General features: G+C 59.9%; 14 protein-coding genes. 4 read left to right on the forward strand and 10 right to left on the reverse strand.

The window, feature by feature from the left end:
- Positions 1-23 precede the first annotated feature (23 nt).
- The 3 genes from DWY03_RS03945 to guaA form a co-directional block, all read right to left on the reverse strand.
- A complete protein-coding gene (locus DWY03_RS03945) occupies positions 24-296 on the reverse strand; it encodes a hypothetical protein (RefSeq protein ID WP_117839971.1) in 273 nt (90 codons plus the stop codon).
- The gene (locus DWY03_RS10060; protein ID WP_156058432.1) at positions 296-463 is read right to left on the reverse strand and encodes a hypothetical protein; all 168 of its coding nucleotides are present in this window, start codon (positions 461-463) and stop codon (positions 296-298) included. The genes DWY03_RS03945 and DWY03_RS10060 overlap by 1 nt, the downstream gene beginning before the upstream one ends.
- Before the next feature lie 490 nt (positions 464-953).
- The gene (guaA, locus tag DWY03_RS03950; protein ID WP_117839972.1) at positions 954-2,552 is read right to left on the reverse strand and encodes a glutamine-hydrolyzing GMP synthase; all 1,599 of its coding nucleotides are present in this window, start codon (positions 2,550-2,552) and stop codon (positions 954-956) included.
- Positions 2,553-2,820: 268 nt separating this feature from the next.
- Between guaA and DWY03_RS03955 the strand changes: the two genes are divergently transcribed.
- On the forward strand, positions 2,821-3,834 hold the full coding sequence (locus DWY03_RS03955; protein WP_117839973.1) for an asparaginase: 1,014 nt from the start codon (positions 2,821-2,823) through the stop codon (positions 3,832-3,834).
- 22 nt (positions 3,835-3,856) lie between these two features.
- On the opposite strand, the gene DWY03_RS03960 is transcribed toward DWY03_RS03955, so the two are convergent.
- Positions 3,857-4,075 (reverse strand): helix-turn-helix domain-containing protein, encoded by a 219-nt coding sequence (locus DWY03_RS03960; protein WP_099432713.1) that lies wholly within the window; start codon positions 4,073-4,075, stop codon positions 3,857-3,859.
- Positions 4,076-4,151: 76 nt separating this feature from the next.
- Between DWY03_RS03960 and DWY03_RS03965 the strand changes: the two genes are divergently transcribed.
- Positions 4,152-4,541, forward strand: a complete 390-nt coding sequence (locus DWY03_RS03965; RefSeq protein ID WP_117734622.1) for a hypothetical protein — start codon at positions 4,152-4,154, stop codon at positions 4,539-4,541.
- A 9-nt stretch (positions 4,542-4,550) separates the two neighbouring features.
- Here DWY03_RS03965 and DWY03_RS03970 read toward each other — a convergent pair whose 3' ends face one another.
- From DWY03_RS03970 to DWY03_RS03995, 6 genes are all read right to left on the reverse strand, one after another.
- On the reverse strand, positions 4,551-4,934 hold the full coding sequence (locus DWY03_RS03970) for a DUF1648 domain-containing protein (protein WP_089572786.1): 384 nt from the start codon (positions 4,932-4,934) through the stop codon (positions 4,551-4,553).
- Positions 4,935-4,945: 11 nt separating this feature from the next.
- Positions 4,946-6,022, reverse strand: a complete 1,077-nt coding sequence (gene ychF / locus DWY03_RS03975) for a redox-regulated ATPase YchF (protein ID WP_035136922.1) — start codon at positions 6,020-6,022, stop codon at positions 4,946-4,948.
- Between the two features lie 114 nt (positions 6,023-6,136).
- Complete coding sequence (locus DWY03_RS03980) at positions 6,137-7,390, reverse strand: 4Fe-4S binding protein (RefSeq protein WP_117794790.1); 1,254 nt, start codon at positions 7,388-7,390, stop codon at positions 6,137-6,139.
- 151 nt (positions 7,391-7,541) lie between these two features.
- On the reverse strand, positions 7,542-8,609 hold the full coding sequence (locus tag DWY03_RS03985) for a glycerol dehydrogenase (protein ID WP_117794789.1): 1,068 nt from the start codon (positions 8,607-8,609) through the stop codon (positions 7,542-7,544).
- 112 nt (positions 8,610-8,721) lie between these two features.
- A complete protein-coding gene (locus tag DWY03_RS03990; protein WP_117763638.1) occupies positions 8,722-9,822 on the reverse strand; it encodes a glycerol dehydrogenase in 1,101 nt (366 codons plus the stop codon).
- A gap of 76 nt (positions 9,823-9,898) precedes the next feature.
- Positions 9,899-11,113 carry an iron-containing alcohol dehydrogenase gene (locus DWY03_RS03995; RefSeq protein WP_117821005.1) on the reverse strand — a complete coding sequence of 405 codons (1,215 nt, stop codon included), beginning with the start codon at positions 11,111-11,113 and terminating at the stop codon, positions 9,899-9,901.
- Positions 11,114-11,613: 500 nt separating this feature from the next.
- On the opposite strand from DWY03_RS03995, the gene DWY03_RS04000 reads away from it, so the two are divergent.
- Both DWY03_RS04000 and DWY03_RS04005 read left to right on the forward strand, forming a co-directional pair.
- Complete coding sequence (locus DWY03_RS04000; protein ID WP_117794787.1) at positions 11,614-12,690, forward strand: hypothetical protein; 1,077 nt, start codon at positions 11,614-11,616, stop codon at positions 12,688-12,690.
- Entirely contained in the window at positions 12,690-13,733 is a 1,044-nt protein-coding gene (locus tag DWY03_RS04005) for a hypothetical protein (protein WP_117734632.1), read from the forward strand. The genes DWY03_RS04000 and DWY03_RS04005 overlap by 1 nt, the downstream gene beginning before the upstream one ends.
- The last annotated feature ends 5 nt before the right edge of the window (positions 13,734-13,738 follow it).

The raw sequence follows: 13,738 nt of genomic DNA on the forward strand, positions 1-13,738 counted from the left end.
AGAGCATTTCCCAGTTGACAAAACTATAGGAACACCCCCCGAACGGTATTTACCAACCATAGCAGTTGGGAGTTAGAGTCCTCTTTTTTACCACGCTCGGGAAGCACCTGTACGACATCGCCCTTCATGATAGGCTTGCCATAAAGGCGAAGTCGTTCTGGACGGTTGTGTTCAAATACAAGCCCAAACTGGCGCTGCGCCGCAAAGGCGCGGATGTCGGCAGCGAGCTGACGATCGCCCAGCTTGACAGCGCGATCAACAAGGTTCTGAACGACTGCTTGCGTCGTCTGAGACATCACTTCTCCCCCTTACACTTCTCGTCAATCCATTCGCGCAGGACTTTAGCCACCGTCTTATCCTGGCGCGCGGCATAGGACTTAAGAGCCCGCTTATCCTCACGGGTTATCGAGAGCGTGAACTTATCCAGCTCCTTTTCGGCATGAACAGCCTGATCTTCCTCCATGGTCGCCCCTCCGAATTGACCTGTTCTACGTTCCTTAATTGACCGAAATCATTTTACGGCAGAATACGTAATTACGTAATTACGTAGACTAATTTTGAGCTATGTAGCACTCAATCACTTTTCAGTATTCGTTGACGATTCGAAGGGGATAACGAATATATCGAGGTTGACACCCGTTTTTACCGTCTGTGAGTACCAGCAAATCGATACTCAAAACGTCGTGAGTACATTTTGAGTACCAGTCCGAGCGACCTCTTGCGGGCGAAAGCAATCTGCTGGTCAGCATTAATTAGAAATAAATTGATGGCGTTGCTTCGGTAATTGAAAGCACTTTAAAACGTACCAGCAAACAATCATCCCAGCTAAACAGCTTGAGAGATTGAACGACAGGCTTGTATGTACCACATACACCACAGCACACACGCACCCATGGCAGGCAAATAAAAAACGAGGGAGGCCGTTTCCGACCTCCCTCGCAAAGGGCTATTTACTATTCCCACTCGATCGTCGCAGGTGGCTTGGACGTGATGTCGTAGCACACGCGGTTGGCGCCGGGGACCTCAGCCACGATGCGGCCGGAGATGCGGGCCAGGATGTCGTAGGGCAGCTTGGCCCAGTCGGCGGTCATGGCGTCGCTGGACTCGACGGCGCGCAGGATGATCGGGCGCTGGTAAGTACGCTCGTCGCCCATAACGCCGACGGACTTGATGTCGGGCAGGACCGCGAAATACTGCCAGCAGCTGTGCTCGGAGTTGCGCTCGCCGGTCTGTTCAAACAGACGCTGGTTGTAGGCGTCGAGCTCCTCGCGCACGATGGCGTCGGCGTTCTTAAGGATCTCGAGCTTCTCCTTGTCGACCGCACCGATGATGCGGATGGCCAGACCCGGGCCCGGGAAGGGCTGGCGGAACACGATGTGGCCCGGCAGGCCGAGCGCCAGACCAAGCGCGCGGACCTCGTCCTTAAAGAAGTGGTCGAGCGGCTCGATGAGGTCAAAGTGCACGCCCTCGGGGAACGGAATCAGGTTGTGATGGCTCTTGATGGTGGCCGTCTTGCCGCCCGTCTTGCGAGCGCCAGACTCGATGATGTCGGGGTAGATGGTGCCCTGAGCCAGGTACTTGACCGGCTTGCCATCGGTCTCGAGCTGTTGAGCAACCGCGAAGAACTCTTTCCAGAACTGCGTGCCGATGATACGGCGCTTCTCCTCGGGCTCGGTCACACCGGCCAGAAGTTCGGCATAGCGGTCCTCGGCGTGGACGTGAATAAAGTCGACGTCGAACTGCTTGGTGAAGACCTCCTCCACCTGCTCGGGCTCGCCCTTGCGCAGCAGGCCGTGGTTGATGAACACGCAGGTCATCTGCTTGCCCACGGCGCGGGCGCCCAGCGCAGCCACGACGGAAGAGTCGACGCCACCGGACAGGGCCAGAATCACGCGGTCGTCGCCGACCTTCTCGCGGAACTCGGCCGTCATGGTCTCGACCAGGTTGTCCATGCTCCAGTTGGGCTCCAGGCCGCAGATCTCAAACAGGAAGTTGCTCAGCAGCTGCTGACCGTACTCGGAATGCTTGACCTCGGGGTGGAACTGCGTAGTGAAGATCTTGCGCTCAACGCACTCCATGGCGGCAACCGGGCACACGTCGGTGCTGGCGGTGACGGTAAAGCCTTCGGGCACCTCGGAAACGGCGTCGCGGTGGCTCATCCACACGGTCTGCTCCATGGGCGTGGAGTTAAAGAGCTTGGCACCGGCCGTGCGAGCGATGGTGGCGCGGCCGTACTCGCCCACCTCGGAGTGGCCGACCTTGCCGCCGAGCGTCACGGCCGTGATCTGATGGCCGTAGCAAAAGCCCAGGACGGGAAGGCCCAGGTCAAAGATGGCGGGATCGATGGACGGAGCGTCCTCGGCGTACACGGAGGCCGGGCCGCCGGAAAGGATGAGCGCAGAGGCGTTCATCTCGCGAATCTCATCGGCCGAGATGTCGCAGGGAACGATCTCGGAATACACGTTGAGGTCGCGGACGCGACGGGCAATGAGCTGACCGTACTGCGCACCAAAGTCGAGTACGAGGACCTTTGCGGAAGCCTTTTGATCCATGGTTTCCCCCTCTTGTTGGCGGGGAGCCGGTGCCCACCCGCGTGAATGAACGAAAATAACTTTCATAGTGTACACGTTATATGGGGTTTCTCGTCCCTCGCAGCCATCAGCGCACGGCAAACGCACGACCTGGGCCCCTATTTGACGGCAATTGAAGTGTTGCCAAACGTTACAGATGATGTAATACGTTTGAACATTGGACGCCCTGTGCCACAATACTGCCGAACGACTCCGCCTCTGCGGCGGCAAATACGATAGGAATACCAGCATGAAGCGCATCCTTCTCATCGCCACGGGCGGCACCATCGCATCGACCGAGGACGGCAACGGCCTCTCCCCCGCCCTGACCGGTGAGGAGCTCGCTCAGAGCGTTCCCGAGATCTCGGGTCTTTGCGAGCTCGATGTCGTGCAGCCCATGAACATTGACAGCACCAATATGCGCCCCAGTGACTGGATGCGTATCCGCGACGTCATCGTCGAGGGTTATGCCGACCACGACGGCTTCGTGATTCTGCACGGCACCGACACCATGAGCTACACCGCGGCAGCGCTTTCCTACCTGATTCAGGACAGCCCCAAGCCCATCGTGCTCACCGGCTCGCAAAAGCCCATGGGCAATCCCTTTACCGATGCCAAGCTGAATCTGTACCAGAGCCTGCTCTATGCGCTCGACGAGCATTCGCATGACGTCTCGATCGTGTTTGGCGGCGTCGCCATTGCCGGCACACGCGCCCGTAAGCAGCGCACCATGAGCTTTAACGCGTTCATTAGCGTCAACTATCCGCCCATCGCCTATATCCGCAACGACCGTATCGTGCGCAACGGGCTTCACGGCACGCATCAAGGCGAAAACCCGGTGCGCTTCTACGACCACATCGACCCACGCGTATTTGTGCTCAAGCTCACGCCCGGCGTGAACCCTGGCGTTCTGGACGCTCTGGCCGATAGCTACGACGCCGTGATTCTGGAGACCTTTGGCATTGGCGGCATCCCCGAGTTCGGCGAGTCCGGCGAGTCGTTCCAAGAGGCAATTTTCCGCTGGGTCGATTCGGGCCGCACCGTCGTTATGACCACGCAAGTCCCCGAAGAGGGCCTTGACCTGGGTGTTTACGAGGTCGGCCGTGCTTACGCCGACCATCCGGGCATTCTGCGCGGCGACGACATGACCACCGAGACGCTCGTGGCCAAGACTATGTGGGCACTCGGCCAGTCACGCGATGCCGCCGAGATTCAGCGCCTGTTCTACAGCCAAGTCAACCACGACCGCGTCCCGATGGCGTAATTCAGTTGTCGACGGGTATCCCCTATTCGATACCCTCGAGAAGCTCTGACACCGTCATGCCGAGTGCGGGCGCGATCTTAAATAGAACCTTGAGCGTGAAATTTGCCGTTCCATCTTCGATTCTGTCGAGATAGGGGCGGCTGATTCCTGCTGCCACACAAAAATCGACCTTGGAGATACCAAGGTCCCTGCGCGTCTCTTCGACCCGCCTGCCAAGAATCTGTTTAGCACGTTCGTCCATGCAGACGAGTTTGAAATGGAGCCGAACATAAACGTAAACTATAGTTTACGTTTTGCCGAATACACAGGAGTTTTCTATGTCGGGTTCTTCGGTCCGCACGTACCGAGCCACGCTTCGCACAAACAGCGCACCGCCCAAGCTCGTCGTCGTTGAAGCAGAATGTCTTTCGCCCGATGAGCGCACAGCATTTGCATTGCTATCAAGTCGCGTCGCCGCCGTTCTGGTCCCTTGCCCGGCGCAAGGCGAACTTGCCATCCAATGCCAAGCGCACAGCTGCTCGCTCAATCAGGCTGCCGTAATCACAACCAGCCAACGCGGTCTGCCCCTTCTCCTAGAAGCCGGTACCGCGCTCACCCTTCGCGGCGCCGGATACGAAAACGAGGCCGCCGCCGATATGGTCTTTAAACCACGATCGAGCGGCGGCCTCGCAGCAGCCATTGAATATGCGTGCAGGCTCGTTGCCTAGAAGAACAAGTTAGAAACCAAAGCCAAAGCCCGTTCCGGTAATCGCCGAGTACATAAAGTAGACGTTGATTACGTTGAGAAACACACCCGTGATGCAGCCGTTTCGCAGGTAGCGCTCGCACACGATGCGCGCCATGGCGGCGGAGTCATCATTGTTTTTAGCCTGGCGTCCTGCCGTAAAGTACGTCGCCACGCTCAGCAGTAGGTTGAGCACCGGCAGTGCCAGCAACTCGTAGCTCTTGCCCCAGCGCGTCACCTCGCCGGCTGCGTTAAACTTCGTTGCCACCTCGGGACCAATGTTGGGGATAACACACGCTGCGACCACCAGCGGAATCACCGCAAGTACGAGCAGAGCAATACCCATGTAGCCAGCTTTTTTGCCATACTTAAACATATGCGTCGTCCTTACACGTTAAAGCGGAAGTGCACGACGTCGCCATCGGCCATGACATAGTCCTTGCCCTCAATACGCAGCTTGCCGGCAGCCTTGGCGCCCTGCTCGCCACCGAGCTCGATGTAGTCGTCATAGCCAATGACCTCGGCCTTAATAAAGCCGCGCTCAAAGTCGGTGTGGATGACACCGGCGGCCTGCGGGGCGGTCGCGCCCTGACGCACCGTCCAGGCCTTGACCTCCATCTCGCCAGCCGTAAAGAACGACTGCAGGCCAAGCAGCTTGTAGGCGGCCTGCGCGAGCACGTCCAGACCGGGCTGCTCCAGGCCCAAGCTCTCCAGGTAGTCGGCCGCATCCTCGGGATCGAGCTCGGAAAGCTCAGCCTCGATCTTGGCGCAGATGGGCAGTGGCTTGACACCATCGATGGGCGCCAGGTCGTCGTTGAGCATATCCTCGTCCACGTTGGCCACATACAGGATGGGCTTCATGGTGAGCAGGAACAGGCCCTTGGCAGCGGCGCGCTCCTCGTCGGTCATCTCCATAGACGCAGCGCGCTTACCCTCGTTGAGCCAGGCGAGCAGGCGCTTGGCGACCTCAAACTTGGGCATGAGCTCCTTGTCGCGCTTGGCCTCCTTCTCGAGCTTGGGCAGCTGCTTCTCGAGCGTGCCCATGTCGGCCAGGATGAGCTCGGTCATGATGGTGTCGGCATCGCCGGCGGGATCGACGAACTCGCCGGTGCGGCCCACCTCACGCATGACGTTGGGGTCCTTAAAGTAGCGCACGACCTCGCAGATGGCGTCGGTCTCGCGGATGTTTGCCAAGAACTGGTTGCCCAGACCCTCGCCCTCGTTAGCGCCCTTCACCAGACCTGCGATGTCGACGAACTCGACCGTAGCCGGCACAATGCGACCCGGGTTGACAATGTCGGCGAGCTTTTGCAGGCGGCTATCGGGCACATCGACGATACCCACGTTGGGGTCGATCGTGGCAAACGGGTAGTTGGCGGCAAGGCCGGTCTTTTTGGTAAGCGCGGTGAACAGCGTCGACTTGCCCACGTTGGGCAGGCCCACGATACCGATGGAAAGGGACACGACAGCTCCTTTTGATACAGGTACTTCAAACTGCATAAGTATAGCGCCGCCGCAGCATCCAGGCGAATCCGGACGCCACGGCGGCGCAAATGAAGCAGAGATAGGGGTCGCTGACTAGTCTGCGAGCTTTTCCACCTGATCGAGCATCTTATCGAGCTTGGCCTTTGCCTCGGCCTTGACCTTCTCGGCCTCCTCGTGGGCCTTGGCCTTCTGAGCGGCCTTTTCCTCGGCTTCGGGGTCGACGACAACCAAGTTGGACGCATCGTGCTCGACCAGCTTGAGCGCATGTTCGGGACAAACCTTGACACAGGCGCCACAACCCAAACAATACGTGGACTCCAGTGCAAAGCGACCGCTTCCCACCAAATCGCAGGCGGACGTGGGGCACGCGTTAACGCACTCGCCGCACGACGTGCACTTGTCAAAATCGCACTCCGGCGTGCTCACCTGCATGTTCTGGGCAAGCTCGGGGTGGTTTTGCAGCGTCGAGAGCACCAGCTGTCGTCCGTGTGTGAGCGAGCGGCGACGCTTGGTCGTTGTGGTACCGCACATGGTGTTGAGTGTGCGCTCCAGCTGGGTGATCTGATGGCGATGGGCTTTGAGCTTCTGCGTCACCGAAGCCAGTGCCGCCGTCGCCGGATTGAGTTTGGTCACGGTCAGGCCCGTGGTACGGGCAATCTTTTCCATGTATTCCTTGCGCTCGTACTCGCGACGCTTATGGCACTTGAGGCTCTTGGGATCGACCTCTAGGCCCATACCCGTACCGGCCCATTCCTCGGCCTTCGCAATCGCCTCGCCCAGCATGTCCTCGCCACCGGTGTTGCGGCATTTATCGCACACGCCCAGCGGCAGATACACGCTCACGTTGGGATAGTCGGCCAGTACCGAGAACCAAGTCTCGGCCGTAATATCGCCCACGCAGGCAACGACGACCTCATTCTCGCGCGGCATGCGCTTAAGGGCACGCGTGCAGGTAACGTAGGCGGTCTCGTGGCTCGTGGCCGCCGAGACAATGTCGTCATACAGGTTTTTGGGCGCCAGGCGCGGCGAGATAATCGCCTCGGTCGGGCAGGCGGCGGTGCACAGGCCGCACTTGCGGCAGGAGTCGAGAATCTCGATGGCGTCTTCCTCGACCTCGATGGCGTCCACCGGGCACACATCCATGCACGCAGTGCAGCCGCTCTTTTCGTTTTTGCAGGTCAAGCACGGAATGGTGTTGCCGCGCGGACGTTCCTTGTAGTCGGCAGGATTCCACTGCGGCGCCGACGGATCGAGTGCATCGGCCACACCGCCAAGCGGGTTTTTAAGAAAGTCGAAACCCTTGCTGATCTCGATAATGTCATCAAACAGATCGTGTTCCTGCGCCATGCGCGGCCCCTCCCTGAGCAGTGCAAACAAGCAAGAGATAATAATACGCTATCGGTCCACGCCTCGGGCAAATTTCACGCGGCGCATCTTTGCGGCAAATAGCCCATGGCCTATCGCCGCCTCGATTGCACAAGGTCAATCAAGCGCCAAACTATGCCTCGCGCATGAGCTGCACGAGCTTTTGTTTGGTCACCTTGGCCTGCTCGTTGGCCATGTTGCGCTCGTTTCTAAAGACCGCATTTGCAACACTTTGCAGATCGGCATCGGAAATCTCGCCAAGACCCAGCTCCTCGAGCGTCGTCGGCAGACCGACGCGCTGGCAAAACTCGAGCACCTGATCAAGCTCGGGCGCACGCTCCAGGCGCAGCTGCACCACCAGGCCAAATGCCACGGCTTCGCCATGCATGGCCTTGCACTTGGGCAGGATCGTCAGACCGTTGGCGATGGCATGCGCCAACGCCAAGCCACCGCTCTCAAAACCGACGCCCGAGAGCAGAATATTGCACTCGATCAGGCGTTCAACCGCTGGCGACGTACGCCCCTTTTTGAGATCGCGCTTGGCAGCGACACCGCACTCCATAAGTGTGTCGTAGCAGGCACGAGCCGCAGCCAGAGCCAAGTGCCCCGGCGCGCCACCGTGCTCGTTGGCGCCGTGCGCCGCGGCGCACGAACGCGCCTCGAAGTACGTTGCCAGCGCATCGCCCATACCAGCGACCGTCATGCGCAGTGGGGCCGCTGCGACCACGTTGGTATCAACCACGACCAGATCTGGATTCTTCTCGAGCATCAGGTAGCGGTCGAACGACCCATCCTCGTGATACAGCACCGAAATCGCACTGCACGGACCGTCCATCGAAGCCGCCGTGGGGCATACGCACAACGGCAACTCGGCATAAAACGCTACTGCCTTGGCGATATCGAGCATCTTGCCGCCGCCAATACCCACCACCATGTCGCAATACTCAGCCTGGGCTTCCTTAGCCATTTTTACAACGGCCTCTTCCGTACACGGACCGTCATAAATCTTAAAGAACGGCTCACTCAGATCGTCGTCCAGAAATCCATCGACAATCTGCCTGCACAGCCGATCCTCGGTGCCCTGGTCAAACAAGACATAGGCAGCGCAACCCAACCATGACAAATACCTGCCCTGACGCGAAAGTTCGCCCGGCCCTTGAACATACCGGCCGGGACCGCCATAAACCATGGGAAGCGCCATACGAGAATCCGCCCTTCATCAAACAACGATTGGTGCAAAGTAACCTGCCCCTTTGCACCATAGCAAAAAGGGGCAAAGCCATCTGCTGGCTTTGCCCCTTCCTTAGCTTGATTTACTCATCCATAAGGTAGTAGTGGCCCAGCGCGTCGGCACCCAGGATGGCGTTTGCGACCATCTCGGGCGTCACCTCAAACGGCATGTTGCACATGGTGTCATCGGGCGCGCAGGCGGCCTCGGCAACAATCATGGCCTGCTCGCGCGTAAGCTCGGCAACGCCAAGTTCCTTCATCGTGACCGGCAGGCCCAGCTCAATGCAGAAGCCCAGGACTTCCTCGAGCTTCTCGGTCGGGGCATCCTCGAGTACCAGCTGAACGATGGTGCCGAAGGCGACCTTCTCGCCGTGATACATGCCGTGGCACTCGGGCAGCATCGTCAGACCATTGTGGATGGCATGGGCAGCAGCAAGGCCCGAGCTCTCAAAGCCAATGCCCGAAAGCAGCGTGTTTGCCTCGATGATGTGCTCGACGGCAGGCGTGAGCGCACCCTTCTCCAGCGCAACCTTGGCCTTGACGCCATCGGCCATAAGCGTCTCGTAGCAGAGCTTGGCGAGCGCCAGGCCGGCCATTCCGCCCTTGCCGCCGGCGCAGGTGCCGCCGTCGGCATCGTGCGTTGCCTGGGCCTCGAAATAGGTTGCGAGCGCATCGCCCATACCGGAAACCGTCAGGCGCACCGGGCTCGCCGCGATAACCGTCGTATCCATAAGGACAATGTTGGGGTTTGCCTTAAGGAAGAGATATTTATCGAACTGGCCGTCGTCGGTGTAGAGCACCGAAAGTGCCGAGCACGGTGCATCGGTCGAGGCGATGGTGGGGCAAATGATAACCGGGGACTCCAGGTAATAGGCGACGGCCTTCGCGGTGTCGAGGATCTTGCCGCCACCGACGCCGACGATGATGTCACAGCCGTTGTCGCGAGCGAGCGCAACCAGGCGATCGACCTCGCCCTTGGAGCACTCGCCGTTAAAGTCCTCAAACAGCAGCTCGGCCTTAGCCTCGGTAAAACCGCCCTCAATCTTGGCGCCGACACGTTTCTTGCCCGAAGGCGTCACGATGACGAGGGCCTTCCCGCCGAGCGGCTCAACGTAGGAGCCGAGCTTTGCAAGCTCATCGGGACCCTGGATATACTTGCTGGGGCTATTGAAAATTGCAGCCATGTTAATCCCAATCTCTAAAGAAAAAGGGCTCCGTACAGCTGTGTGCGGAGCCCCTCATCAGAACAAGGCGAACTGATTAGAACGTGACCGGGGTGTCGGTGTAGACGCACTCGAGCAGCTGCTCCATCTCCTCCTGAGACGGCTGGCGCGGGTTGGAGCCCGTGCAGGCGTCGAGGATGGCGTTGGCGGCAACGTCGTGCTTCTTAGCCTCGAACTCATCGTAATCGATGATGGACTCGTCGGCCTTCACGCCCTTGGCACCGTAGTTCTTGATGCCCTGCGGGATGTCGAGCTTGTCGTTGAGGTCGCGAATCTCCTGGACCAGAGCCTCGACCAGCTCGTCCTCGGTCTCGCCGGCGAGGTGCAGGATCTCCTTGGCGATGAAGGCGTAGCGGCTCTTGGCGCGAGCGTCCTTGGCGTTGAACTGGATGACCTTGCCCAGGTACATGGCGTTGGCGCAACCGTGGATGATGTGGTCGCCCTCAAAGGCGGCACCGGTCTTGTGAGCCATGGAGTGGACAATGCCCAGCAGACCCGAGGAGAAGGCGATGCCGGCGATGCACTGGGCGTCGTGCATGTGCTGGCGGGCCTCATGATCGCCAGCATAGGACTTGGGCAGCCACTCGACGATCTCGCGGATAGCATGCAGGGCGTTGGCGTCGGTGTACATGGAGCCAGCGGTGGAGACGTAGGCCTCGATGGCGTGAGTCAGAGCGTCCATACCGGTGTGAGCGCACAGCTTGGCGGGCATGGTGTAGGTGAGCTCGGGGTCGACGATGGCGACATCAGGGGTGATGTTGAAGTCGGCCAGCGGGTACTTGATGCCCTTGGCGTAGTCGGTGATGACGGAGAACGCGGTGACCTCGGTAGCGGTGCCGGAGGTAGAGGAGATGGCGCAGAAGTGAGCCTTCTGACGGAGCTCCGGGAAGGAGAACGGGACGACTGCCTCCTCGAAGGTCTCCTCGGGATACTCGTAGAACAGCCACATAGCCTTAGCGGCATCGATGGGCGAGCCACCGCCAATGGCGATAATCCAGTCGGGCTGGAACTCGGTCATGGCCTCGGCGCCCTTCATGACCGTCTCGACGGACGGATCGGACTCGACGCCCTCGAACAGCTTGACCTCGAAACCGGCCTCCTTGAGGTCGGCCTCGACGTCCTGCAAAAAACCGCCGCGGCGCATGGAGCCGCCGCCGGTCACGATGATGGCCTTGCTGCCCTTGAGGTTCTTCACCTCGTGGCGAGCGCCCTCACCAAAGTACAGATCGCGAGGATTGGTAAAACGTCCCATACTGTGCCTCCTAAACAAGCCCCTCTTAGACTTGCGTATATAACGGAGCACCCGATTGGCTCCGTTAGGACCGTTTTGCGCGTTGCCGGCGATGACAATGCGCGATGTCTTAACGCCTCAACGCTCAGACAAACACTATTTTACCGTTCTGGTTGGTCAGTTATTCATCTAAAGCCGCCAATGATGAAACGTTTTTTCTATCCCTGAAGACCCTTGTGCGGCATCCATACTCCCAAGCTGGGCAAACGTTTTATCAAGGCTGACTACATATCCCGGGCAGGACTGTGCCCCTCCAAAATATGCACCGTTCGCCGCCAAAAATCGACCGTTTGCGGCACCGTGATACCACTCGGTCGTCCAAGGTGCCGACATTTGTGTGACATCCGTCTTCGTGGTGCAAAGGTGCAAGTCCAAGTGCGGCACCCCCGGTGTGCCACATGCGGGTAAACTAGAACCTTATATAGAGATATTTGAACCCTAACCGCAGCAAAGGAGGCCCCATGGCATTCGATCCCATTCAAGAAGATTGCCATCGCCTCGTTCTTGAGGCCTTGCGCCGCGACAATATCCCGCTCACCGACGGCCCCGCCGTCGAGCGTCTGATGGAGCAATTCACCCGCAACCCCGCGCCGCTCATCGTGCACGACCGCGACCGCGCCGGGCATCTGATTGCCAAGGTGGTCGAGGCCGTCGACTACCGCATTCCCTTTATCCCTGACGATGCCCAGGCAGAGCAGGAAGAGGCAGCTGCCGAGAACATGCTTCGCGAGGCGGCCGCACTCGATCCGGCCAACTGGGATGCCCAGCGCATGCTGACGGCACTCACCGCCGACTCCAACGAGTACTACGTGCAGTATCTGGTGTCCAAGTGCGACGAGGTGGAGCACGATCTGGCACTCAAGATCGCCTCGGCGCAAGACCCCTACGAGCGTGAGGCTGCAGGCGACCTGACCCGCCGTCCCTACCTGCGCTGGCTTGCCGCCTTAGCATCGCGCGCGCTCATTAGCGGCCGTTACCGCATGTCACTGGAGGCAGCGAATCGCAGCTTGGACTTTGCGCCCAACGACCCCGCAGGTGTCCGCCACACCGCGATGCTCGCCATGGCAAAGCTCGAATACCCCGTCGAGGAGCTCAAGCGCTTTCGCTCCGCCCACTCCGTCCCCTATCTCGCCAACACGCCGCTGCGCCGTCGTCCCAAGGACGCGGAGCGCGACTTAGACCCGTGGACGCTCATCGCGCTGATGAGCGCTGCCTGGCGCGAGCTAGACTACGAGGGTGCCGAGCACTACCTGCGCATTCTTGCACGCTCGTGCCCCCACGCCGCCGAGGCGCTCTACTTCCAAACCGAGTTTCCCGATGGCGTCTATGCCCGCGTCAACGTGGGCGTGGGCTCCACCGATGAGCTCGTCCTTGCACTGTCCGAGGCGACGCCGGTGCTGCAGGAGGGCCTGGGCGCTCCCGACAACGCCAGCTTTGCCGCCTGGGTCGCCACCAGCGACATCGTGCGTTCCCAGATCGACGAGCGCATCCTGCGCGCAGCCGAGCAGGGGCTTCCATTTAAGGGAGGGAACCTCTAATGGATCCAAGCGTCTACATCCCCGCCTACTTGGAGCGCACCTATCTGGCGTCGCACCCCGAGCTCACCGATGCAGCACGCGAGCTTGTCCATAACGACATTAGCGCGAATCCCCAAAAGTATGCGCAGTCCGAGCATGCCCAGGCACTGCTGTCCTATGCCGGTGTTCACTGCCACCTGCTCGACGAGCTCCATCGCATCGAGGACATGGGCAGCGACGAGGAGTTTGAGCAGACGCGCAACCGCCTGTTCGACGATATGCGCGATGAGCTGCTCAAGATCGTCCGTATCGATGCGCTTGCCGTCGATGCCCAGTTGCTCGCCATCATCTTGGCCGACACGCCCGTTGACGCCTGCCTGGGCGACCTGATGAAGCTCGAGGCGACCACGGCCGATTACCTCCAACAAAGCGTGCCCGGGTTCGATATGGAGGCCCCACACTACTGGGCCAACAAGGTTTTGACGGACGGTGTGACGGCGTCAGATCTCACCGTGAGCGAGCCGGCACTTATCGGGTGGCTCCACACGCTCGAGGCCATCTCGCAGCTGTGCATGGCGAGCGCCCGCTACCGCGCTGCCGCCAACTACGCCCGCCGCGTCCTTAAGGCAGAAGGCTATCCCACCCGAGCTGCCGGCACCGTGTTGCTCGCCCTCGCTCGCCTGGAAGACCAGGACGGCTTTTTTGCCCTGGCTCACCAGCTCGAGGAACAGGTGGGGGCCGATGCACTCGAGAACTCCCCCTGGTACCTGCTCGCCCGCACGATCCTCTTGTTCAAAACGAACAAGATGCGTCCGGCGGCGCGTGCGCTGCGTGAGTTCGCTAACCGCTGCGAGGGCGGCGCGTTCTTCTTGCTGAATCCCATGTACCAGACACCGTACCTTCCCTGCCGACCCGAGCCACGCGATCCCTGGGATCTTTCGCACCAGGCCGTTTGGGAAGCGGACGGCATTATCTCGGACACCCCCGACTTTGCCCCCTGGGCCAATGCCTGCGAAGACGTGTCGCAGCTTGCCCAGGAATTTGCGCGCCGCTACGGATTTTAGTGACG

Source organism: Collinsella sp. AF23-2 (genome assembly GCF_003459245.1).
Taxonomy (GTDB): Bacteria; Actinomycetota; Coriobacteriia; order Coriobacteriales; family Coriobacteriaceae; genus Collinsella.